Annotated in this window: 18 protein-coding genes and 8 tRNA genes; 15 read left to right on the forward strand and 11 right to left on the reverse strand. The window is 66.2% G+C overall.

The genetic code is table 11. From position 1 onward, the window contains the following. Positions 1 to 120: 120 nt before the first annotated feature. Positions 121 to 2,499 (reverse strand): phosphoenolpyruvate synthase, encoded by a 2,379-nt coding sequence (ppsA, locus tag ACREPD_RS16950; protein WP_431600417.1) that lies wholly within the window; start codon positions 2,497 to 2,499, stop codon positions 121 to 123. A 144-nt stretch (positions 2,500 to 2,643) separates the two neighbouring features. On the opposite strand from ppsA, the gene ppsR reads away from it, so the two are divergent. The 14 genes from ppsR to ACREPD_RS17020 all read left to right on the forward strand — a co-directional run bounded on the left by ppsR (position 2,644) and on the right by ACREPD_RS17020 (position 17,593). Then, positions 2,644 to 3,465, forward strand: a complete 822-nt coding sequence (gene ppsR, locus ACREPD_RS16955; RefSeq protein ID WP_431600418.1) for a posphoenolpyruvate synthetase regulatory kinase/phosphorylase PpsR — start codon at positions 2,644 to 2,646, stop codon at positions 3,463 to 3,465. Positions 3,466 to 3,528: 63 nt separating this feature from the next. Further along, the gene (locus ACREPD_RS16960; protein ID WP_431600419.1) at positions 3,529 to 4,041 is read left to right on the forward strand and encodes a DUF1249 domain-containing protein; all 513 of its coding nucleotides are present in this window, start codon (positions 3,529 to 3,531) and stop codon (positions 4,039 to 4,041) included. A gap of 60 nt (positions 4,042 to 4,101) precedes the next feature. Continuing rightward, positions 4,102 to 4,590 carry an NUDIX hydrolase gene (locus tag ACREPD_RS16965; protein ID WP_431600420.1) on the forward strand — a complete coding sequence of 163 codons (489 nt, stop codon included), beginning with the start codon at positions 4,102 to 4,104 and terminating at the stop codon, positions 4,588 to 4,590. Between the two features lie 246 nt (positions 4,591 to 4,836). Next, complete coding sequence (locus ACREPD_RS16970) at positions 4,837 to 5,451, forward strand: CDP-alcohol phosphatidyltransferase family protein (protein WP_313340851.1); 615 nt, start codon at positions 4,837 to 4,839, stop codon at positions 5,449 to 5,451. Between the two features lie 52 nt (positions 5,452 to 5,503). After that, the gene (phaE, locus tag ACREPD_RS16975) at positions 5,504 to 6,604 is read left to right on the forward strand and encodes a class III poly(R)-hydroxyalkanoic acid synthase subunit PhaE (RefSeq protein ID WP_431600421.1); all 1,101 of its coding nucleotides are present in this window, start codon (positions 5,504 to 5,506) and stop codon (positions 6,602 to 6,604) included. After that, positions 6,601 to 7,671 carry a class III poly(R)-hydroxyalkanoic acid synthase subunit PhaC gene (gene phaC, locus ACREPD_RS16980; RefSeq protein ID WP_431600422.1) on the forward strand — a complete coding sequence of 357 codons (1,071 nt, stop codon included), beginning with the start codon at positions 6,601 to 6,603 and terminating at the stop codon, positions 7,669 to 7,671. Before phaE ends, phaC begins: the two co-directional genes overlap by 4 nt. Further along, a complete protein-coding gene (locus ACREPD_RS16985; RefSeq protein WP_431600423.1) occupies positions 7,668 to 8,057 on the forward strand; it encodes a YfeK family protein in 390 nt (129 codons plus the stop codon). Before phaC ends, ACREPD_RS16985 begins: the two co-directional genes overlap by 4 nt. A 31-nt stretch (positions 8,058 to 8,088) precedes the next feature. Then, on the forward strand, positions 8,089 to 8,295 hold the full coding sequence (locus ACREPD_RS16990; protein ID WP_421567348.1) for a PspC domain-containing protein: 207 nt from the start codon (positions 8,089 to 8,091) through the stop codon (positions 8,293 to 8,295). Further along, positions 8,292 to 8,732: a hypothetical protein gene (locus ACREPD_RS16995; protein ID WP_431600424.1), complete on the forward strand. Its 441-nt coding sequence runs from the start codon at positions 8,292 to 8,294 to the stop codon at positions 8,730 to 8,732. Before ACREPD_RS16990 ends, ACREPD_RS16995 begins: the two co-directional genes overlap by 4 nt. A gap of 118 nt (positions 8,733 to 8,850) precedes the next feature. Continuing rightward, positions 8,851 to 9,066, forward strand: a complete 216-nt coding sequence (locus tag ACREPD_RS17000) for a hypothetical protein (RefSeq protein ID WP_421567346.1) — start codon at positions 8,851 to 8,853, stop codon at positions 9,064 to 9,066. A gap of 150 nt (positions 9,067 to 9,216) precedes the next feature. Then, positions 9,217 to 11,586 carry a Tex family protein gene (locus ACREPD_RS17005; RefSeq protein WP_431600425.1) on the forward strand — a complete coding sequence of 790 codons (2,370 nt, stop codon included), beginning with the start codon at positions 9,217 to 9,219 and terminating at the stop codon, positions 11,584 to 11,586. A gap of 275 nt (positions 11,587 to 11,861) precedes the next feature. Continuing rightward, positions 11,862 to 14,018, forward strand: coding sequence for a PAS domain S-box protein (locus tag ACREPD_RS17010; protein ID WP_431600431.1), 2,157 nt, complete (start codon positions 11,862 to 11,864; stop codon positions 14,016 to 14,018). Positions 14,019 to 14,190: 172 nt separating this feature from the next. Further along, complete coding sequence (locus ACREPD_RS17015) at positions 14,191 to 16,032, forward strand: methyl-accepting chemotaxis protein (protein ID WP_431600426.1); 1,842 nt, start codon at positions 14,191 to 14,193, stop codon at positions 16,030 to 16,032. A gap of 181 nt (positions 16,033 to 16,213) precedes the next feature. Then, on the forward strand, positions 16,214 to 17,593 hold the full coding sequence (locus tag ACREPD_RS17020; RefSeq protein WP_431600427.1) for a DUF1214 domain-containing protein: 1,380 nt from the start codon (positions 16,214 to 16,216) through the stop codon (positions 17,591 to 17,593). 9 nt (positions 17,594 to 17,602) lie between these two features. On the opposite strand, the gene ACREPD_RS17025 is transcribed toward ACREPD_RS17020, so the two are convergent. Further along, complete coding sequence (locus ACREPD_RS17025; RefSeq protein WP_431600428.1) at positions 17,603 to 18,088, reverse strand: hypothetical protein; 486 nt, start codon at positions 18,086 to 18,088, stop codon at positions 17,603 to 17,605. Positions 18,089 to 18,663: 575 nt separating this feature from the next. Next, positions 18,664 to 18,750, reverse strand: a tRNA-Leu gene (locus ACREPD_RS17030). A gap of 125 nt (positions 18,751 to 18,875) precedes the next feature. On the opposite strand from ACREPD_RS17030, the gene ACREPD_RS17035 reads away from it, so the two are divergent. Then, positions 18,876 to 19,256, forward strand: coding sequence for a response regulator (locus ACREPD_RS17035; RefSeq protein ID WP_431600429.1), 381 nt, complete (start codon positions 18,876 to 18,878; stop codon positions 19,254 to 19,256). A 7-nt stretch (positions 19,257 to 19,263) separates the two neighbouring features. On the opposite strand, the gene ACREPD_RS17040 is transcribed toward ACREPD_RS17035, so the two are convergent. The 8 genes from ACREPD_RS17040 to ACREPD_RS17075 form a co-directional block, all read right to left on the reverse strand. Further along, a complete protein-coding gene (locus ACREPD_RS17040) occupies positions 19,264 to 20,220 on the reverse strand; it encodes an SOS response-associated peptidase family protein (protein ID WP_431600430.1) in 957 nt (318 codons plus the stop codon). An 86-nt stretch (positions 20,221 to 20,306) separates the two neighbouring features. Continuing rightward, positions 20,307 to 20,382: transfer RNA gene (locus ACREPD_RS17045), tRNA-Glu, on the reverse strand. 55 nt (positions 20,383 to 20,437) lie between these two features. Next, positions 20,438 to 20,513, reverse strand: a tRNA-Ala gene (locus tag ACREPD_RS17050). 140 nt (positions 20,514 to 20,653) lie between these two features. Beyond that, positions 20,654 to 20,729: transfer RNA gene (locus ACREPD_RS17055), tRNA-Glu, on the reverse strand. A gap of 52 nt (positions 20,730 to 20,781) precedes the next feature. Beyond that, positions 20,782 to 20,857, reverse strand: a tRNA-Ala gene (locus ACREPD_RS17060). Positions 20,858 to 20,920: 63 nt separating this feature from the next. After that, positions 20,921 to 20,996, reverse strand: a tRNA-Glu gene (locus ACREPD_RS17065). Positions 20,997 to 21,047: 51 nt separating this feature from the next. After that, positions 21,048 to 21,123 (reverse strand) — tRNA-Ala (locus tag ACREPD_RS17070). A gap of 110 nt (positions 21,124 to 21,233) precedes the next feature. Next, positions 21,234 to 21,309, reverse strand: a tRNA-Glu gene (locus tag ACREPD_RS17075). Between the last annotated feature and the right edge of the window lie 34 nt (positions 21,310 to 21,343).

The following is a 21,343-nucleotide window of genomic DNA, read 5'->3' on the forward strand; positions in this document are numbered from 1 at the left end:
CCCCCGCATACCCACCGCCGCCGGCCCAAAGCAGATGCATTCGCAGGCGAAGGCACTTAGCCGTTGGCGCAATTTCGAACGGCCCAACAAAAAACCCCGCCGAAGCGGGGTTTTTCGTTATCAGCCCTTGGCCTTCAACTTGGCCAACCGCAGCCAGGTATCCACCACCGTGTCCGGGTTCAGCGACACCGACTCGATACCTTCCTGCATCAGCCATTCGGCCAGATCCGGATGGTCGGACGGGCCCTGGCCGCAGATGCCGACGTACTTGCCCTTCGCGCGTGCCGACTTGATCGCCATCGACAGCAGCTTCTTCACCGCCGGGTTCCGCTCGTCGAACAAGTGCGCCACGATCGACGAATCGCGGTCCAGGCCCAGCGTCAGCTGGGTTAGATCGTTCGAGCCGATCGAGAAGCCGTCGAAGATCTCCAGGAACTCATCCGCGAGCAGCGCGTTGGACGGCACCTCGCACATCATGATGATCTTCAGGCCGTTCTCGCCCTGCTTCAGACCATTCTGTTCCAGCACCTCCACGACCTTGCGGCCTTCTTCCAGCGTGCGCACGAACGGAATCATCACCCACAGATTGTCCAGGCCCATCTCATTGCGAACGCGCAGCACCGCCTTGCACTCCAGCGCGAACGCGGCCGAGAAGCTCGGGTCCACATAACGGCTGGCGCCGCGGAAGCCGATCATCGGGTTCTCTTCGTGCGGCTCGTAATTGCTGCCGCCGATCAGGTTCGCGTACTCGTTGGACTTGAAGTCCGACAGGCGCACGATCACCGGGTTCGGCGCCACCGACGCCGTCAGCGTCGCGATGCCTTCGGCCAGGCGGTTCACATAGAAGCTCACCGGATCGGCGTAACCGGCGATCTTCTCGTCGATCTTCTTCTTCGTCGCCGCATCCTGGCGGTCGTATTCCAGCAGCGCATTCGGATGGATGCCGATGTGGCTGGCAATGATCATCTCCAGACGCGCCAGGCCGATGCCGGCGTTGGGCAGCTGGCCGAAATCGAACGCACGTTCCGGGTTGGCCACGTTCATCATGATCTTCAGCGGCGCCGGCGGCATATTGCCCAGGTCCGTCGTGGTGCGCTCGAAGTCCAGAATGCCTTCGTAGATGAAACCGGTGTCGCCCTCGGCGCAGCTGACCGTCACTTCCTGGCCATCCTTCAGCACCTGCGTGGCGTTGCCCGAACCGACCACCGCCGGCACGCCAAGCTCACGCGCGATGATCGCCGCGTGGCAGGTACGGCCACCGCGGTTCGTCACAATGGCCGACGCGCGCTTCATCACCGGCTCCCAATCGGGGTCCGTCATGTCCGCAATCAGCACGTCGCCGGGCTGCACGCGGGCCATGTCTTCCAGCGACTTGACCACGCGGGCCACGCCGGCGCCGATCTTGGCACCCACCGCGCGGCCTTCGGCCAGCACCTTGCCGTCCTTCTGGTTCAGCGCGAAACGCTCGATCTGGGTGGCGTGGCCACGCGACTTCACCGTTTCCGGACGCGCCTGCACGATGAACAGCTTGCCGCTCACCCCGTCCTTGGCCCACTCGATATCCATCGGGCGGCCGTAATGCTTTTCGATGATCAGCGCCTGCTTGGACAGTTCCTGCACGTCCTCGTCGCTGATCGAGAACGTGTTGCGGATCTCGACCGGCGTGTCTTCGATGCGTACGCGCTCACCGGGCACGTCCGAATACACCATGCGGATCGCCTTGCTGCCCAGCGCGCGGCGCAGGATGGCCGGCTTGCCGGCGTTCAGCGTGGGCTTGTACACGTAGAACTCGTCGGGGTTGACCGCGCCCTGCACGACCATCTCGCCCAGGCCGAAGCTGGAGGTCACGAACACCACGTCGCGGAAACCGGATTCGGTGTCCAGCGTGAACAGCACGCCCGACGAACCCACGCCCGAGCGCACCATCAGCTGCACGCCCGAGGACAGGAACACGTCTTCATGCTTGAAGCCGTGGTGCACGCGGTAGGCGATGGCACGGTCGTTGTACAGCGAGGCGAACACTTCCTTGACCTTGTGCACGACGTCGTCGGCACCGGTCACATTGAGGAAGGTCTCCTGCTGGCCGGCAAACGACGCGTCGGGCAGGTCTTCGGCGGTGGCCGAGGAGCGCACGGCCACGGCCACGTCGCCGCCGCCGTTTTCGTCGCACAGCTGCTTGTAGGCCGTGCGGATGTCCTGGTCCAGCTGCGGCTGCAGCGGGGCGTCGATCACCCAACCGCGGATTTCCTTGCCGGCAACGGTCAGTGCGGCAACGTCTTCCACGTCCAGCGTGGCCAGCTTGTCGAAGATGCGCTTGGACAGGTCGTTGTGCGCGATGAAGTCCTTGAAGGCTTCAGCGGTGGTTGCGTAACCGCCGGGGACGGACACCCCCAGCCCGGCAAGATTGCCGATCATTTCGCCCAGCGACGAATTCTTGCCGCCTACGCGGGCCAGGTCGGCCAAGCGCAGTTCGTGCAACCACAGGATATTCTCGTTCAAGCGCGATGCTCCGTTTGGCCATCGCCCGAGGCGGGCTTGGATGGCCACGTCCGTAGGAAGAAGCCGATATGATGCCGGGCAGACCGCTGTCGGCACAAGCTTGTATCGACGGCCTTTTTAAGCTTCAGAGGGGTTAAAAGACGCATGTCGACGATCCGTCCGGTGTTCTACGTCTCCGATGGAACCGGTATCACCGCTGAAACCATTGGGCATAGCCTCCTGACCCAGTTCTCCGGGTTCAGCTTCATTACCGATCGAATGTCGTTCATCGACGACCCCGAAAAAGCCCGGGAAGCCTGTGAAAGGATCCGTGCGGCGGGGGAGCGCTACCAGGTCCGGCCAATTGTGGTCAGTTCCTGCGTGGACAGCGGCCTGAGCATCATCCTGGCCGAGAGTGGCGGGCTGATGCTGGACGTGTTCGCCCCCTTCATCGAGCCGCTGGAGCGCGAACTGGAGGTCAACCGCCATTCCCGGGTGGGCCAGGCGCACGGCATGGTCGACTTCGAGACCTACCACCGGCGCATCAACGCGATGAACTTCGCGCTGACCCACGATGACGGAATCGCCATCAATTACGACGACGCCGACGTGATCCTGGTGGCCGTGTCGCGCGCCGGCAAGACCCCCACCTGCATCTACCTGGCCCTGCATTACGGGGTGCGGGCGGCCAATTACCCGTTGACCGACGAGGACCTGGAGCAGGACCGCCTGCCGGCCCGGCTGCGGCCTTACCGCAAGAAGCTGTTCGGCCTGACCATCGACCCGGACCGCCTGCAGCAGATCCGCCAGGAGCGCCGCCCCAACTCGCGGTATGCCAACCTGGAGACCTGCCGGCGCGAGGTCGCCGCGGCCGAGACCATGTTCCGGATGGAGCGCATTCCCACCCTGAGCACGACCCATACCTCGATCGAGGAGATCTCAAGCAAGGTGCTGACCACGCTGGGGCTGCAGCGCGAGCTTTATTGACCGCCCCTTCTGGCCGGTCTCCGCCGTCCCCACGTTTGAATCTCCAACGTGTAGGATCGAGACATGGCCCAGGCATCGCCCCGCATCGAACGCATCCCCCGGCTCAGCCGCCTGAGCTGGCTGATGGGGCTGTACGCGGAGAACTACCAGCACCTGGTGCGGCTGTTCGCGCCGGCCGAGCTGGTGCCGGGCAGCTACGTGTCCTCCGTGGGCGACGGGCTCGATGTGCGCCTGGACGTGATCGAGTGCCACCGGTACACCGTGGAGCTGCGGCTGACCTACGATTTCGCCGACCCGGTCACCGGGCAGCCGGACCCGTCGGCCTACGTGCGGCTGTACCGCGATGCACGCCAGGCCGAGACCACCCACTGCTACGTGGGTCGCCGCTGGCAGGACGTGGTGGGCATGTACCCGCCGCCGGCCGAGCTGATCAGCCACCGCATGCGCATGAACACCTTCCTGGGCAAGTGGCTGGAATACCTGGCCGAACGCGGCCATGGCGTGGCCACGCTGCGCCGCGATGGCGACGCACTGGCGGCCCCGGCCGACACCCGCCGCACCCGCGTCACCGGCTGAGCAACCCGGCCTGCGCGGATCGCGCATAATCGGCGTTTGTGTTCCGCGAGCCCGTGCGTCATGCCCTATACCCCCATCGTGGCCACCCTGGGCTACGTTCTGTCGCCGGATGGCCGGCAAGCCCTGATGATCCACCGCAACGCACGGCCGGGTGACCTTCACCTGGGCAAGTACAACGGGCTGGGCGGCAAGGTCGAGCGCGACGAGGACGTGGCCGCCGGCATGCGCCGGGAGATCCTGGAGGAGGCCGGCATCGAATGCGGCACCATGCGCATGCGCGGCACCATCAGCTGGCCCGGCTTCGGCAAGCACGGCGAGGACTGGTTCGGTTTCGTGTTCGTCATCGACGACTTCACCGGCACGCCGCTGACCGCCAACCCCGAAGGCACCCTGGAGTGGGTGGACGTGGACAAGATCGAGAACCTGCCGCTGTGGGAAGGCGACCGCCAGTTCCTGCCGCTGGTGTTCGACGGCGACCCGCGCCCGTTCCATGGCGTCATGCCGTATCGCGACGGCGCGATGCAGTCCTGGTCCTACACCCGACTCTGAGGTCAGACGGGCCGGGCGCGGTTTGCCATAGGCCCAGCTTATCCACAGGGGGTGTGGATGACCGGTGCGTAAGTTTGTGGATAAGCGACGGGAGCGACCACCCCCCTAGGCTGTCAAGATGGGTGGCGAAAAATTCACCGCATGTCGTCGATGCGTGAGTGCGGCGCGACGGGCCGCCTTTCGTGAAGGCTGTCCCGGTTTGGGCCGTCGCGGTACTCTCTTGCCATTGCCGTCCAAAGAGCCTCCATGAAACGTCACTTCACGATGCTGCGCGAGTTCCAGCTGGCCGACTGGTTCACCCTGGCCAATGCGTTCTGCGGTACCGGTGCGGTGTTCGCGGCGATGCGGTTCCTGCAGGACGGGGAGCGCAGCTACCTGCTGTTTGGCATGGCGCTGATCCCGCTGGCCTTCATCTTCGATGCCCTGGATGGCCGTATCGCACGCTGGCGCAAGTCCAGTTCCACCCTGGGCCGTGAGCTGGATTCGCTGTCCGACGTGATTTCCTTCGGCGTCGCCCCGGCCGCGCTGGCCTATGCCTGTGGCATGCAGGGCGGTTGGGACTGGCTGGTGCTGAGCTATTTCGTGTGCTGCGGCGTCAGCCGGCTGGCCCGCTACAACGTCACCGCCGAATCGCTGGCCGGCGATGGCGACAAGGTGCCGTATTTCGAAGGCACCCCGATTCCCACCAGCCTGGCGCTGGTGGTGGTGCTGGCCGTGGCGGCCAGCATGGGCGCCATCGGCCACGACCTGTGGCTGGGCCGTTGGCAGCTGGGCCCGTGGCAGCTGCACCCGCTGGTGCTGCTGTTCGCGTTGTCCGGCTCGCTGATGATCAGCAAGACCCTGCGCATTCCCAAGCCGTGACCCGGAGCCCGTTGATGTTCCTGTTCCTGTCCTGCCACTGCGGAGCGCTGCGATGAGCACCGCCGGAAGCGGCCACGACGCCGGCGACTTCGAGGCGCTGGCGCGGCAGTATTTCAGTGCCTGGGGCGATGCGCTCCGGCACGCCGCCGTGCCGCCCCACGGCGACGCCGCCGGCGCCGGGCCCGGCAGTTGGCAGCAGACCATCGAGGGCTGGGCGCAGCTGATGTCCAACCCGGGCAACCGCCAGTCCGAGGAGGCGGTGCACCGCTTCCGTGACCAGGCCGGTGGCTGGTACGGCACGATGCAGAAGGTGGCGGCGCGCTTCGCCGGCCAGGACAGCACCAGCGCCGACATCGCCCAGGCGTGGCGCGAGGCGGTGGAGGGGCAGGGCGATGGGCTGCTGCAGTGGATGCTGCAGGGTGCCCGCGGCCACACCCAGGCCGGCGGCCCGGACCTGCTGGCGCTGCTGGAGCGGCTGCAGCACGATCTCGGCCCTTGGCTGCAGAGCCCCGCGTTCGGCCCGGCGCGCGAACACCAGGCGCGCTGGCAGGCGCTGCTGCGTGCCCAGCAGGAGTACCAGGGCCACGCGCGCGACTATGTCGACCAGATCAAGCAGGCGCTTGATGACGCTTTCAACCTGTTTGAACAGCGGTTGGCCGAACACGAGCAGCCGGGCAACCAGCTGACCAGCGCGCGTGCGATGTTCGACCTGTGGATCGAGGCGGCCGAGGAGGCCTATGCCAAGGTCGCGATGTCCGAGCCGTTCCAGCAGGTGTATGCCGCGCTGGGCAATGCCCAGATGCGCCTGCGCGCGGGTGCCCAGCAGGAGGTCGAGCGCTTCTGCGAAGCGGCCGGCATGCCCACCCGCACCGAGATGGATGCCGCGCACCGCCGCATCACCGAACTGGAGCGGCTGGTCCGGCGCATGGCCGCCGGGGCTGCACAGCCCGCGCCCGTGAAGCCGTCACGTGCCGGCGCAGAGGCGCGCAGCGATGCGGGCGACAAAGTCCGGAAGGCGCCGGCGAAGCCTGCAAAGGCCGCCAGCGCCGCCAAGCCGGCAAAGAACACCAAGGCGGCGAAGGCCGCTGAACCTGCAAAGCCCGCCAAGCCCGCGAAGTCGACCCGTCCGCGCGCCCGCAAGGCGGCGCCATGAAGGGGCCGCTGGGGTTCAACGCCGAGGACCTGCTGCAGGAAACGCTGTCCATGCAGCGCAAGTTGATGGACGGCTTGAAGCTGCTGCCCTCGGTGGAAGACGTGGATTACGGCGCCACCGCCCGCGACGAAGTCTGGCGCGACGGCAAGGTGGCGCTCTACCGGTTTGTCGGTGAGGAAACGCCGGTACATCGCACCCCGCTGCTGATCGTGTATGCGCTGGTCAACCGCCCCTACATGGTGGATCTGCAGGCCGACCGTTCGCTGGTGCAGCGCCTGCTGGCGCTGGGCCACGATGTGTACGTGCTCGACTGGGGCTACCCGGACCGCTCCGAGCGCTACCAGACGCTGGAAGACTACCTGCTGCGCTTTATCGATGGCGCGGTCGACCATCTGGTCGCCGCCAATGACGGCGCGCCGATCAACATGCTGGGCATCTGCCAGGGCGGCGTGTTCTCGCTGTGCTATGCCGCGCTGCGCCAGCCCAAGCTGGCCAACCTGGTGACGATGGTGACCCCGGTCGACTTCCAGACCCCGGACAACATGCTGTCGCATTGGGCAAGGCAGGTCGATGTGGACCTGCTGGTCGACACGCTGGGCAACATCCCGGCCGACCTGATGAATGCCAGCTACCTGATGCTCAAGCCGTTCCGGCTCAATGTGCAGAAGTACGTGGGCCTGCTCGACATCCTCGACGACAAGGCCGCGCTGCAGGATTTCCTGCGCATGGAAAAGTGGATCTTCGATTCGCCCGACCTGGCCGGCGAAGCGTTCCGTGACTTCATCAAGCAGTTCTACCAGGGCAACGGGTTGATGCATGACGGGGTGCGCATCGGCGCCGAGACCGTGCAGCTCTCCCAGGTCACGCTGCCGGTGCTGAACATCTACGCCGAACAGGACCACCTGGTGCCGCCGGACGCCTCGCGCGCGCTGCGCGGCCGGATCGGCAGCAAGGACTACACCGAAAGCAGTTTCCGTGGGGGCCATATCGGCATCTACGTGTCGGGTCGGGCGCAGCGCGAGGTGCCGGCCACCATCACCGAGTGGCTGAAGGAACGCACCCGATGAAACCCACCGCGATCCCCCTGGCGGCCCTGGTGCTGGCACTGGTCGGCAGCGCGCAGGCCGCGCCCAGCGAAGCCGCCCGCCGTGAGATCGCCGGGCTGATCGGCGCGCTGGACGGCTCCAACTGCCGCTTCCAGCGCAATGGCAGCTGGCACGACGGCGCCGAGGCGCGCGCCCACCTGCAGCGCAAGTACGACTACCTGCTGAAGAAGAACCAGGTGGACACCGCCGAGCAGTTCATCGAGCGCGCCGCCAGCCAGAGCAGCATGAGTGGCAAGCCCTACCGGATCGCCTGCCCGGGCCAGCCCGAGCAGACCGCCGCAGTGTGGTTCGGGGCGCGGCTGAAGGCGCTGCGCATCAACGCGCCCGCTACACATCCGCCGCGCTAACGTAAGCCTTCCAACGTTGGAGGAAGCCGCCATGAACACCACCGCCCCCCGCACCCTGTCGCGTTCCATCAACGACCGCATGATTGCCGGGGTGATGGGCGGGATTGCCCACCGGTTCGGCTGGAACGTGACCCTGCTGCGCATCCTGTTCGTGGTGGTGTCGCTGGCGTCGGCGGCGTTCCCGGGCATCCTGGTGTACCTGGTGCTGTGGCTGCTGATCCCCAACGAGGCCGATTGAGCCTGCCGCCACTGGCGCTGCGCGCGCTGCAGGGGCTGGGCGCGGTGTGGACCGCGCCCAACACCCTGATCGGCGTGCTGGGCGGTGTGGCCGGCATGCTGGCTGGCGCGCGCCCGTACTGGAGCGGCCGCGACTTCGCGCTGGTGTTTCGCGAGTTCCCGTGGGGGCCGGGCGGGGCGATCACGCTGGGCAACGTGATCCTGCACACCGGGCCCACCCTGGAGGTGGGCTGCCGCACCTACGCCCACCAGGCCGGACACTGCACCGAGCCGGTGATCGGCCTGCACGATCATGAACGCGCGCACGTGTACCAGTATCTGGTGCTGGGGCCGCTGTACCTGCCGGTCTACCTGCTGTGCGGCGGGGTGAGTGCGCGCAATCCGTTTGAGCGCGCCGCGGATGTCTATGCCATGACGGGACGTGGCTGGTGGCCGTAACGCCAGGTCATCTGCATGCAAACAATGGTTATTAGGCTGGATGACAATTCAGTCAGGTTCAGCGCGGTAAGCTGCACACTGTTGTACATGCATGACGTTTATTGGAGGAACACATCACATGGCAATCGTTCTTTATGTCGGTGGTAGCAAGGATGGCGACAAGGGCCTGGTGCCCCACGGTTTCAGCAAGTCCCGCGCCGATACCGCATCGGGCCCGGAGATCTATACCGAACGGTTCATGGAGCTGCAGGGCATCGGCAAGGTGCGGGTGATGGCGCTTGAATCGATGCGCGATGACCTGGTGCAGCAGCGCGCGGCACGGCATTACCGTTGAGGCGTATCAAGTGTTATTGACGACGTTCCAACCCGGGTAGATGCCGACCGTTGGTCGGCATGCGGGGAATTCGGGAATGTCAACGGGTTCCCCCCGCCGCGATGCGTTGCCACAATCGGGGTTTCCGCATAGTGGCTTCGGCCGGACGCAATGCCAGACCTCAAGCTCGCCCAGCAGATCGCCCAGACCATCGCCGACGAAATCGGCGCCCAAGCTGCCCAGGCGCGTGCCGCCATCGCGCTGCTCGACGAGGGCGCCAGCGTCCCGTTCATCGCGCGCTACCGCAAGGAAATCACCGGGGGCCTGGACGACACCCAGCTGCGCAACCTGGAAACGCGCCTGACCTACCTGCGCGAGCTGGAGGAGCGCCGCGCGGCGGTGCTGGCCAGCATCGACGAGCAGGGCAAGCTCAGCGACGAACTGCGCGGTGAGATCCTCGGTGCCGACACCAAGTCGCGCCTGGAAGATCTGTACCTGCCGTACAAGCCCAAGCGCCGCACCCGCGCGCAGATCGCCCGCGAAGCCGGGTTGGAGCCGCTGGCCGATGGCCTGCTGGCCGACCCGAGCCAAGACCCGCAGCAGTTCGCGGCCGGCTTCGTTGACGCAGAAAAGGGCATTGCCGACACCAAGGCCGCCCTCGAAGGCGCCCGCGCGATCCTGATGGAGCGCTGGGGGGAAGACGCCACGCTGGTCGGCGAGCTGCGTTCCTGGCTGGGCGAACAGGGCGTGATCCGCGCCCGTGTCGCCGAAGGCAAGGAAGAGCAGGGCGCCAAGTACCGCGACTACTTCGAACACGCCGAATCGCTGGCGAAGATTCCGTCGCACCGCCTGCTGGCGCTGTTCCGCGCGCGCCGCGAGGAGATCCTGTTCCTGGAGCTCGACCCGGGCAGCGACGCCGAAGCCGGGCACATCTACGCCGAGGGCCGCGTGGCCTTCAATGCCGGCATCCGCGACGCCGGCCGCCCGGGCGACCGCTGGCTGCTCGACGCCTGCCGCCTGACCTGGCGCGCCAAGCTGCACATGCACCTGCTGCTGGACCTGTTCAACCAGGCCCGCGAAAAGGCGGAAGCCGAGGCCATCGCCGTGTTCGGCGACAACCTCAAGGACCTGCTGCTGGCCGCGCCGGCCGGCCCCAAGACCGTGCTCGGGCTGGACCCGGGCATCCGCACCGGCTGCAAGATCGCCGTGGTCGATGCCACCGGCAAGCTGGTCGCCACCGACACCATCTACCCGCACGAGCCGCGCCGGCAGTGGGAGCAGTCGCTGCAGACGATCAAGCACCTGTGCATGAAGCACAACGTGGAGCTGATCGCGATCGGCAACGGTACCGCAAGCCGCGAGACCGACAAGCTGGCCGGTGAGGTGATCAAGGCACTGGGCGAAACCAAGCTGCAGAAGATCGTGGTCAGCGAGGCCGGCGCGTCGGTGTATTCGGCGTCGGAATTCGCGGCCAAGGAATTCCCGGACCTGGACGTGTCGATCCGCGGTGCCGTGTCGATCGCCCGCCGCCTGCAGGATCCGCTGGCCGAACTGGTCAAGATCGAACCCAAGGCCATCGGCGTGGGCCAGTACCAGCACGACGTGGACCAGTACCGGCTGGCGCGCGCGCTGGACGCGCGCGTGGAAGACTGCGTCAACGCGGTGGGCGTGCACGTCAATACCGCCTCGGCCGCGCTGCTGTCGCGTGTGTCGGGCCTGTCGTCCACCGTGGCCGAGAACATCGTGCGGCACCGCGACGACAATGGTCCGTTCAAGCGCCGCAAAGACCTGCTCAAGGTGCCGCGCCTGGGCGACAAGACCTTCGAGCAGTGCGCCGGCTTCCTGCGCATTGCCGACGGCGACCAGCCGCTGGATGCGTCCTCGGTGCACCCGGAAGCCTACCCGGTTGTCGAGCGGATCGTGGCCGCCACCGCGCGCCCGATCAAGGCGCTGATCGGCGACGGCAGCTTCCTGCGCGGGCTGAAGGCGGAACAGTTCACCGATGAAACCTTCGGCGTGCCGACCGTGCGCGACATCCTCAAGGAGCTGGAAAAGCCCGGCCGCGACCCGCGCCCCGAGTTCAAGGCGGCGCGCTTCGCCGACGGCGTGGAGCAGATCAAGGACCTGCAGCCGGGCATGATCCTGGAAGGCGTGGTCAGCAACGTCGCCGCGTTCGGCGCCTTCGTGGACATCGGCGTGCACCAGGACGGCCTGATCCACATCTCGGCCCTGTCCGACACCTACGTCAAGGACCCGCGCGACGTGGTCAAGGCCGGCGACATCGTCAAGGTGAAGGTGCTGGAGGTCGACGTGGCCCGCAAGCGCATCGCACTGACCCGTCGCCTGGACGACAGCCCCGCCCCGGCCAAGGCCCCCGGCGAGCGCGATGCGCGTCCGGCCGGCGGCCAGCGCCGTGACGGTGGTGGTGGTGCACGCCAGGGCGGGCGCGGCGCGCCGGTCGGCGCGCGACCGGGGACCAGCGCGGCACCGGCCAACAATGCGTTGGCCGATGCCTTCGCCCGGGCCAAGCGCGGCGGCTGATTCACCCGTCGCTGCACCCCAGGGGCCGCCTTCGGGCGGCCCTTGCCGTAGTTGCCCTCCGCTGGCTGAATGAGCTTGACAGTGGCTTGATCCCGCTTGCCGTTGAATGCCGGTACGCTGTACATAGGGCGGGGAGGCCAGATGACAGATCAGCAGGCGGGTCAGCGCGGTCAGGTACTGCACGACGGGGCCGGTTGCGGCCGCGCCGGAGCGAACCTGTGACCCGCGCAAACCCGCCTTCCACACTTCCTGCCGACCAGGCCGCCCTGCAGGAGATGGCCGAGCAGCGCCGTCGCCTGGAAATGATCATCGAGGGCACGGCGGCCGGCACCTGGGAATGGAACTGCCAGAGCGGCCAGATGCGGGTCAACGAACGCTGGGCGCAGATCGTCGGCTATACCCTGGAAGAACTGGCGCCGATTACCCCGAAGACCTTCCAGCACCTGGTCCATCCCGACGACCTGGAGCGCTCCAATGCCCTGCTCCAGGAACATCTGGACGGGCGATCCGCGCACTACGACAGCCTGTGCCGCATGCGCCACAAGCTGGGCCACTGGATCTGGGTGCAGGACCGCGGCCGCGTCTACGAATGGGACGAACAGGGCCGGGCGCTGTGGATGGCCGGTGCGCATGCCGACGTCAGCGACCTGCAGAACGCGCTGCAGGATGCGGCCAACATGCGCCAGCGCCTGCAATCGGTGGTGGACGCCTCCGACGAAGTGGCGGTGATCGCCACCGACGTGGACGGCGTGGTCAACCTGTTCAACAGCGGCGCGCAGAAGCTGCTCGGCTACGCCCCCGAAGAGGTGATCGGGCGGGTGAACCCGGGCCTGTTCCATGACGTCCACGAGATGGAGGATTACCTGCGCCCGGAGGCCGACGCCGACGGCCGCGTGCCCACCATCTTCGAAGCGCTGACCGCGCGCGCCGCGCAGGGCACCTGGTCGCACCAGTGGACCTTCGTGCGCAAGGATGGCGGGCACCGCCAGGTGCAGCTGTCGATCAGCCGGTTGAACAATGGCAACGGCGGCCTGATCGGCTATGTCGGCATGGCGGTGGACATCACCCCGTTGCTGGAGATGCGCGAGCAGGCCTACGTGGCTGCCGAGAAATTCACCGGCGCGTTCTCGTCGGCCGCGCTGGGCATGGCGCTGGTGTCGCTGGAAGGGCGCTGGCTGGACGTCAACGACGCCCTGTGCGGCATTCTCGGCTACACCCGCGCGGAGTTGCTGACGATCGATTTCCAGACCCTGACCCACCCGGACGACCTCAACACCGACCTGGCGATGGTGGGCGACCTGCTGGCCGGGCGCCGCGATCACTACCACATGGACAAGCGCTACCTGGGCAAGAGCGGCAACATCGTCTGGGGGCGGTTGTCGGTCTCGCTGGTGCGCGCGCCGCACGGCGAGCCGCTGCATTTCGTGTCGCAGATCCAGGACGTCACCGCCCAGCGCCAGAGCAGCCTGCAGCTGCGCGAGTCCGAACTGCGCACACGGGTCACCCTGGACGCGGTGGCTGACATGGTGCTCAACCTGGACCTGCACGGCCTGATCCAGTACGCCAACGCGGCCGCCACGCGCGCGCTGGCCGGCGAGGGCGCCGCGCCGGTGGCCGGCAGCCAGGTGCAGGACGTGATGGAGCTGACCACCGAATACGCGCCGCGCTCGCCGCTGGATGTGTCGGTGCTGCTCGACCCGGACAGCAACGCGGTCGACCTGCATTCGGACCTGCTGCTGTCGGTCGGCGCGCAACTGCTGCCGGTGGATGTGACCCGCGCCTGGCTGCACGACGAGGACGGCCAGGTCAGCGGCGCGGTCTGGGTGATCCGCGACGTCACCCAGCAGCGTGCGCGCCAACGTGAGGCACGCCACCTGGCCGAGGTGGATCCGCTGACCGAGCTGAGCAACCGCCGTGGCTTCGAGGCCCATCTGCAGGCGGCCATCACCCGGGTAGCGCGCACCGGCCAGTCGGCGTCGTTGATGTTCATCGACCTGGACAACTTCAAGCCGATCAACGACAGCCACGGCCACCTGGCCGGCGACGCGATGCTGTGGGCGGTGGCCAACCTGCTCCGGCACGGCGTGCGCGATTCGGACATCGTGGCCCGGCTCGGGGGCGACGAATTCGCGGTCATCCTGGCCGGCTGCTCGCTCAAGCGTGCCCGCCGCATCGCCAGCGACCTGCTGGAATCGGTGCGCAGCCTCACCATTCCCTGGGACCTGCAGCGGCTTGGGGTAGGGGCCAGCATCGGCATCGCCGCCATCGGCGGCAGCATGAGCGTGGACGAGGCGGTCGCGGCCGCCGATGCCCAGTGCTACCGGGCCAAGGCGATGGGCCGCAACAACGTCCAGGTCGAGGCGCCCCTGCACGGGGGGCCGGACCCGCTGGACAGCGGCGACGGCGACGGCGGTGAGGCCGGATTGGACTGAGTCTGGGCCAATCTGTGACGCAGACCGTAAAGCGTTCAGCTGTAAATCCTTGATTTCTCAAGCTCCCGCGTGAAGGGTCGATACCTTCCTTGTAACCGAAGCCAATGTGATTGCGCCGCCGGGTACTTTCGCCCGAGGCATTCCCGCTGTTCGGACATCGAGGACTACAACGATGCTTACGTCAGGCATGCAGATGCCCCTGTCGGAGCCGGCCGGAGTGCCGGCGTCGGACTCCCCCTGGCGCGCGCTGCGCGCGCTGTTCGTTTCCCGCCGTGAGCTGCGTGGCGACGCCGAGGCGGCTTCGCGCCGGCAGGCGGAGCTGGAGGCCCAGGTCGCGGCCTTGCACCGGGTCCAGGCCGTCATCGAGTTCGCGCTCGACGGCACCATCCTGACCGCCAACGACAACTTCCTGCAGGCACTGGGGTACTCGCTCGACGAAGTGCGCGGTCACCATCACCGCATGTTCGTGGACCCGGCGTATGCCCGCAGCGCCGAGTACGGCGACTTCTGGGCCCGGCTTGGCCGTGGCGAGTACGACGCCGGGCAGTACCGTCGCATTGGCAAGGGCGGGCGCGAGATCTGGATCCAGGCCTCGTACAACCCGGTGTTCGACAGCAACGGACGGCCGTACAAGGTGGTCAAATTCGCCACCGACATCACCGTGCAGATGATGCAGGCCGCCGATTTCGCGGGCCAGCTGGCCGCCATCAACAAGTCGCAGGCGGTCATCGAGTTCAGCCTGGACGGTCGTATTCTCGGTGCCAACGAGAACTTCTTTGCCACCACCGGCTACACGCTTGATGAGGTGCGCGGGCAGCATCACGCGATGTTCGTCGAGCCCGAGTATCGGCAGAGCGAGGAGTATCGCGCGTTCTGGCAGAAGCTCGGGCGTGGTGAATACGATGCGGGGCAGTACCGGCGCATCGGCAAGGGCGGTCGCGAGATCTGGATACAGGCCTCGTACAATCCGATCCTGGACTTGAACGGGCGTGTGATCAAAGTGGTCAAGTACGCCACCGATATCACCGATCAGGTGCGTGACACCCAGGCATTGCAGCGCGCCGTGGCCCAGACCCGGGAAGTGGTGGCTGCGGCACAGGGCGGCGACCTGACCATGCACATCGCCACCGATGACAAGACCGGCGCGATTGCCGAGCTGTGCTGCGGCATCAACGCGCTGGTGGAGGCGATGGCATCGATCATCGGCCAGATCAAGAGCGCCGCCGATACCATCGCGCTGGGTGCCAGCGAAATCGCCGAAGGCAACAGCGACCTGTCGGTGCGTACCGAGCAGCAGGCCGCCTCGCTGGAGGAAACCGCTGTGTCCATGAAGGACCTGGCCGACACCGTGCGGCGCACCGCCGACAATGCCCGCCAGGCCAGTCAGCTGGCCAGCGGTGCCGTGGACGTGGCCGCGCAGGGCGGGCACGTGGTGCACGAAGTGGTCAGCACCATGGCGTTGATCAACGAATCATCGCGCCGCATCGTGGACATCATCGGCGTCATCGACGGCATCGCCTTCCAGACCAACATCCTGGCCTTGAACGCGGCCGTGGAAGCGGCGCGTGCCGGCGAGCACGGACGCGGCTTCGCCGTGGTCGCCAACGAAATCCGCTCGCTGTCGCAGCGCTCGGCCACCGCCGCCAAGGAGATCAAGCAGCTCATTGCCGACTCGGTGGACAAGGTGGGCACCGGCACCAGCCAGGTCGAGAGCGCCGGCCGCACCATGGACGACATCGTGGTCAACGTGAAGCGGGTCAGCGACCTCATCAGCGAGATCAGCGGCGCCGCGCAACAGCAGAGCGACAGCCTGGGCCAGATGAACGTCGTGGTCGACCAGATCGACCAGGGCACCCAGCAGAACGCCGCACTGGTGGAAGAAGCATCGGCCGCCGCACGCAGCATGGAAGAGCAGGCCACCCAACTGCTGCAGACCGTCGCAGGCTTCCGTGTAGACGCAGCCGTAGCGCAGGCCCTGCGCCAGGGCGGGCAGCCAACGCTGAGGTTGGTGTAGGGCCGACTGGATGGGGCCGACTGGATGGGGCCGACTGGGTAGAGCCGACTGTTAGTCGGCTGCTCTCCGGCGGCTCTCCCCACGTAACTTTACTGCCCACCCCCCAGTAAAACCCCCGAGGTAGGCCGCCAGACAATCACCCAGCATTGAGCGGTCCGTGTGCCCCCTAAGGAGCCGCTCCGTGAACCGCATTGCCTGCACCTGTCTGGCCGTTCTCGCCGTTCTCGCCGCACCAGGCTGCAACCGCAGCACGCCGGAGCCCACCCCTGCCGCAACTGCGCCCCCGGCAGCCACGCCACCACCGCCTGCCACTACCCGGGCCTACACCGACCAGGACATCAGCGATGCCTGGATCTATCTGATGGGGCGCCTGCTGGTGCTGCGCCAGCAGAAGGCGGACCTGGACGGCGGCATGAAGTGGAATGCGCTCGTGCACCGCAAGCCCGGTGCCGTGGAGTGGCCCAACCCGAATCTGGACGTGGCGTACTCCGAGGCGTGGGTGGCGCTGGACGAGAACAGCTGCACGCTGGTGACGGTGCCTGAGATCAAGGGACGCTATTACACCGTGCAGTTCCTCAACGGCTGGGGCGAGACCCTGGCCAACATCGATGCGCGCACCCAGCCGCAACGACCGTCGGGCGAATTCGCCGTCTGTCTGGAAGGCGCAACCGTCGCGCTTCCGACCGACACCGTGCGCGTCGACGTCCCGGCCAGGTTCCTGCGCGTGCTGGCGCGGGTGGAACTGGGCGACAACTGGAAGGACGCGGTGGCATTGCAGAAGAAGTTCGGCCTGCGTTCGACCGGCACGCCGACGCCGCCCACGCTGCCCGCGATCCCGGCGTTCGATCAACAGCATCTGCCCGGCGTGGAGGCATTCGAGAATGCCGTCGCGGTGCTGGACAGCGAGCGCGACCTCAATCCCGGCATGGATGGCGTCGCGGCCAAGGTGCGCGCCATCGCCACCGGCATCCAGGACCCGGCCGAGCGCGCGCGGGTAGACCAGGTGGTCCGCGCCAAGGCGCATGCCGACCTGGCCAAGGCCTCGGCGACCATCGGCCATGGCACCGTACGCAACGGCTGGGTGCGCCCGTCGGTGGCCGGGTCGTACGGCGATGATTGGCTCGGCCGGACCCTGATCAATCTCGGCGGGATCTGGGCGAACCAGCTGGACAGCGTGGTGTACTTCAAGGGCAACCTGGACAGCACCAACACCCAGCTCAACGGCGCGCACAGCTACACCATGACCTTCCCGAAGGAGGCGCTGCCGGCCAGCTTCGCCGATTACTTCTGGTCGGTGATCGCGGTGGACCCGGTGTTCGCGCGCGTGCTGCCCAATTCCAGGAACCGCTTCCTGCTCAACCGCGAGTCCGGCTTGAAGTACAACCCCGACGGCTCGCTCACCCTGTACTTCGCACCCGACAAGCCCGCCGATGCACCGGATCCGAACTGGCTGCCGACACCGAAGGGGCAGGACTACCGGCTGACGTTCCGCTTCTACGGACCGAAGGGCGGCGTGAGCGATGGCAGCTACTACCCACCGCCGCTGATCAAGACAAACTGACCGCGGGGATCAGAAGCTGGACCAGTGCTTCGAGGTCTCAATGTTGGCCGCGGAGGCATCGGCCACGCATTCGGCCAGCTCCACCATCCGGTCGCCGTGCGTGGCCTGGCATTCCAGCAGCGCTGCCTTCAGCTCGGGCTTGAAGCTGACGAAATCCTTGCGCGCGAATTCTTCAATGCAGCGGTAGGAGCGGAAGGTCCACAGCGTGTCGTGGGTAAGCGACGGGTTGTCATACACGTCGTTGACCCGCTCCACCATCATCTGCCTGCCTTTCACATCCAGGGCGCCCGAGCCGAGCGAGGCGATGAACTGCTCGCGCGGCGTGTGCAGTTCATCGCGCGCGGTGACCAGCAGTGCCGTCGGATCGCGCTCGCGCTGCATGCACAGCAGCGGAACCTGTTTGGGAGTGAGCTTGGGCTGCTGCGCCTGCGCCAGCGAAGGCAGGACGGAAACGAGTGCAATCAGGGCGAGGCACGTGGTCTTCTGCCGAATCATCGCGAATCCTTTCCCGGTGTCGCCGCGATACTTGCACGATTCCTGGCCCATTGCATCTGGCGGTGCGGGGGAAGCCGGGGGGCTTTACACTTTCCTACCCAATGTTCTGAGTCAGCCGGCCAGCGTCGGCAAGCAAACTATGAGAAAGCTCTGCGTCGCCGTCTACATGCTCTTGGGGGCCGTCTTTGGGCTATGGCTCACGTTTGCGCAAGGCGGATATGTCCTTTGGGTGTTGGTGGGTGAGGGATTGTTTTGGTGGGTTGGGGGCGCAAGTGTCGTATTGATTTCATGCCTTGCCGGGTACGCGGCCCATCGTCTCTGGGCGCGCGCGTCTCATAGGCAACGAACTTTTCTCATGGGTGTTGCAGCCGCGGCACTGGTCGCAGTGTTGGCTCTTGGCCTCATCGCCTGGATGTCCGGCGCTGCCCAGCGCGCTTGAGGTGTAGAAGATCGCGAGGGGGGACACGGCCCAGGGGCTTGCGCGTCTGGCCGAAGAACAAAAAAAAGGCCCCGCAATAACGGGGCCTTTCTTTTTTACGGTGCTTTTCAGGAGATCCTGGAAGCCCGCATTCCATTGGTGCCGAAGGTGGGACTCGAACCCACACGCTTTTAAGGGCGGCGGATTTTGAGTCCGCTGCGTCTACCGATTCCGCCACTTCGGCTGGCTGGCCGCGTAGTGTATACAAAAAATCACGCAAATGCTCGGGTCTGAACCGTTCACCCACTGCGCGGCCTTCATTTCGGCGCGACGCTATACTCATGGCCCTGAACCATACAGGGAGCCGTGATGAGCGGGCTGCAGGACCTTCGGATACTGGTGGTCGAAAACGACGAGATGAGCGCGGCGCTGCTGCAGATGCAGCTGGCGCAGTCCGGCGCGGTGGTCGTCGGTCAGGCCGCGTCGGTCGACGAGGCGCTGCGCCTGCTGGAGGAGACCCAGCCGCAGATCGCGCTGCTGGATTACCGCCTGGCCAACCACGAAACCAGCGATCCGGTCGCACAGGCACTGGCCACCCGGGGCATCCCGTTCGTGCTCGCAACGGGCATGGTGTTGGACCAACTGCCGGATGCCTTCCGCTCCGGGGTGCTGCTGACCAAGCCCTATCTCACTGCCGAGTTGAACGCCGCCCTCGCGCGTGCGCTGCAGGGCGCCTCGGTCGCCAGCTGAGGGCGCGTCACGCCACTTCGGCGTAGCCCAGTTCCACCGCCTCGCGATCATCCAGGATGCGGTACTGCGCAGCCAGGTCCTGCGGGTCGGGATTCAACCACGCATCCAGATTTTCGCGGCGGATCGGCACGATGCAGCGGTCGTGCCCGGCCGCGGCCACATCCGCCGGCGGCTCGTCGGTGATGGCGGCAAATGACAGCAGTCGACCCTCGGGCCCTTCCCATTCCGACCACAGGCAGGCGATCAGTAGATCGCGCGGCGGCTGGGCACGGAACTCCAGCACGACATTCTGCGCCGCCTCGCCGGGCACCAGCACCCGCTGTTCCAGGGCATGGCGCGGCACATGCTCATAGAACGATTGCACCACCACCACGCCGTGGTGGTGGCCGAACGCGTTCTTCCAATAGGCTTCCAGGCTGTCGCGCCGCGCGTTGTACGTGCCGGGGTAAAGCGTGTCATTGCGCGCCGGTTTGTCCGGCAGCCGGCACTGGTAGCGCATCGGCTTGATCACGCGCTGGCCGTGTTCGGAAACGATCACCGGTGCGTACACGCCGGGGAAGATGCGGCTGTCGCGCGGCAACAGGCCGCTGCGATGCAGATCGCCCAGGCGCGCCTGCGCCCGTTCCACCCGGTTGCCGGCAACGCGGATCTCATTGCGCGCCTTCTGGGTGGGGCGGTGGGCGAGGGCGTCCTCGGCCTGTTTCAGGCGCGCGCCCTGGACGCGGATCTCCTCGTCCAGCGCCTGCATCTCCTCGGCATGCCACTGCTGGATCTTGGCCACGATGTCCTGGCCCTGCGCGGTGCGTGCGCCGGCGAAGCCATCGTCCATCGCCTTGGGTGTCTTGGGCCGCTGCTTGCCGGCATCGTGCGCATACAGCTGGGCGAACTCGTCCAGCGACATCATGGCGCCAAACTCACGCACCAGCTTGGTGTAGTCGGCGCGGATCTGGGCGGAGTAGCACATGCGCATTCCCCGGAAGGTGTCGATCGTTGATCGATACGCTATCAAACAAAAAGCCCCGGCCGAGGCCAGGGCTGTTTGCGTTGTATTGGCGTCCCCACGGGGATTCGAACCCCGGTCGCCACCGTGAAAGGGTGATGTCCTAGGCCTCTAGACGATGGGGACGCACGAAACTGAATTTTTATGCCGCATCCATCCGATCGGCCTAATGACCGGATGTTGGTGGAGCCAGGCGGGATCGAACCGCCGACCTCCTGCATGCCATGCAGGCGCTCTCCCAGCTGAGCTATGGCCCCACGTTGATGCTGCGAGCCGCCTAATATATCAAGATTTCTGAAAAAAGAAAGACTTTCAGGAAATTCGCACCGACCAATGGTCGGCGCCTACCGGGGCGGACACAAAAAACCCCGGCATTGCCGGGGTCTTCTGCGTTTATTGGCGTCCCCACGGGGATTCGAACCCCGGTCGCCACCGTGAAAGGGTGATGTCCTAGGCCTCTAGACGATGGGGACGCACGAAACGTTGAATTTTTGCTTCTGTCGGACGGCCTAATGTCCGGAGAAGTGGTGGAGCCAGGCGGGATCGAACCGCCGACCTCCTGCATGCCATGCAGGCGCTCTCCCAGCTGAGCTATGGCCCCACGTTGTTACTGCAAGCCGACCATCTTAGCGTTGATTTGCCTGAATGGGAAGCTTTTGATGAGTGGCGTCCCCACGGGGATTCGAACCCCGGTCGCCACCGTGAAAGGGTGATGTCCTAGGCCTCTAGACGATGGGGACGCATGAAACTCATCAATGTTTTCAGCAATCCGAACGGCCTAAGGTCCGGAGTGGTGGAGCCAGGCGGGATCGAACCGCCGACCTCCTGCATGCCATGCAGGCGCTCTCCCAGCTGAGCTATGGCCCCACGATGCTGGAGGCGGAATTCTACGCGTGTGAAGAGATTTCGCCAAGTGTTTTCGAGCAATAAACACAAACAAAAAGCCCCGACCGAGGTCAGGGCTTCTTGTTTGCAACTGGCGTCCCCACGGGGATTCGAACCCCGGTCGCCACCGTGAAAGGGTGATGTCCTAGGCCTCTAGACGATGGGGACGCACTTAAAGCTTGAATTGTGTTCACTACCTTCC

It is taken from the genome of Stenotrophomonas sp. (genome assembly GCF_050737075.1).
Taxonomy (GTDB): Bacteria; Pseudomonadota; Gammaproteobacteria; order Xanthomonadales; family Xanthomonadaceae; genus Stenotrophomonas.

Excerpts from the sequence above, each read along its gene's own strand:
- ACREPD_RS16985 (WP_431600423.1), top strand. The coding sequence starts at position 7,668 with ATGAAACCCACCGCGATCCCCCTGGCGGCCCTGGTGCTGGCACTGGTC.
- ppsR (WP_431600418.1), top strand. The coding sequence starts at position 2,644 with ATGTCGACGATCCGTCCGGTGTTCTACGTCTCCGATGGAACCGGTATC.
- ACREPD_RS16960 (WP_431600419.1), top strand. The coding sequence starts at position 3,529 with ATGGCCCAGGCATCGCCCCGCATCGAACGCATCCCCCGGCTCAGCCGC.
- ACREPD_RS17010 (WP_431600431.1), top strand. The coding sequence starts at position 11,862 with ATGGCCGAGCAGCGCCGTCGCCTGGAAATGATCATCGAGGGCACGGCG.
- ACREPD_RS17025 (WP_431600428.1), bottom strand. The coding sequence starts at position 18,088 with ATGATTCGGCAGAAGACCACGTGCCTCGCCCTGATTGCACTCGTTTCC.
- phaE (WP_431600421.1), top strand. The coding sequence starts at position 5,504 with ATGAGCACCGCCGGAAGCGGCCACGACGCCGGCGACTTCGAGGCGCTG.
- phaC (WP_431600422.1), top strand. The coding sequence starts at position 6,601 with ATGAAGGGGCCGCTGGGGTTCAACGCCGAGGACCTGCTGCAGGAAACG.
- ACREPD_RS16965 (WP_431600420.1), top strand. The coding sequence starts at position 4,102 with ATGCCCTATACCCCCATCGTGGCCACCCTGGGCTACGTTCTGTCGCCG.
- ACREPD_RS17035 (WP_431600429.1), top strand. The coding sequence starts at position 18,876 with ATGAGCGGGCTGCAGGACCTTCGGATACTGGTGGTCGAAAACGACGAG.
- ACREPD_RS17005 (WP_431600425.1), top strand. The coding sequence starts at position 9,217 with ATGCCAGACCTCAAGCTCGCCCAGCAGATCGCCCAGACCATCGCCGAC.
- ACREPD_RS16970 (WP_313340851.1), top strand. The coding sequence starts at position 4,837 with ATGAAACGTCACTTCACGATGCTGCGCGAGTTCCAGCTGGCCGACTGG.
- ACREPD_RS16990 (WP_421567348.1), top strand. The coding sequence starts at position 8,089 with ATGAACACCACCGCCCCCCGCACCCTGTCGCGTTCCATCAACGACCGC.
- ACREPD_RS17015 (WP_431600426.1), top strand. The coding sequence starts at position 14,191 with ATGCTTACGTCAGGCATGCAGATGCCCCTGTCGGAGCCGGCCGGAGTG.
- ACREPD_RS17000 (WP_421567346.1), top strand. The coding sequence starts at position 8,851 with ATGGCAATCGTTCTTTATGTCGGTGGTAGCAAGGATGGCGACAAGGGC.
- ACREPD_RS17040 (WP_431600430.1), bottom strand. The coding sequence starts at position 20,220 with ATGTGCTACTCCGCCCAGATCCGCGCCGACTACACCAAGCTGGTGCGT.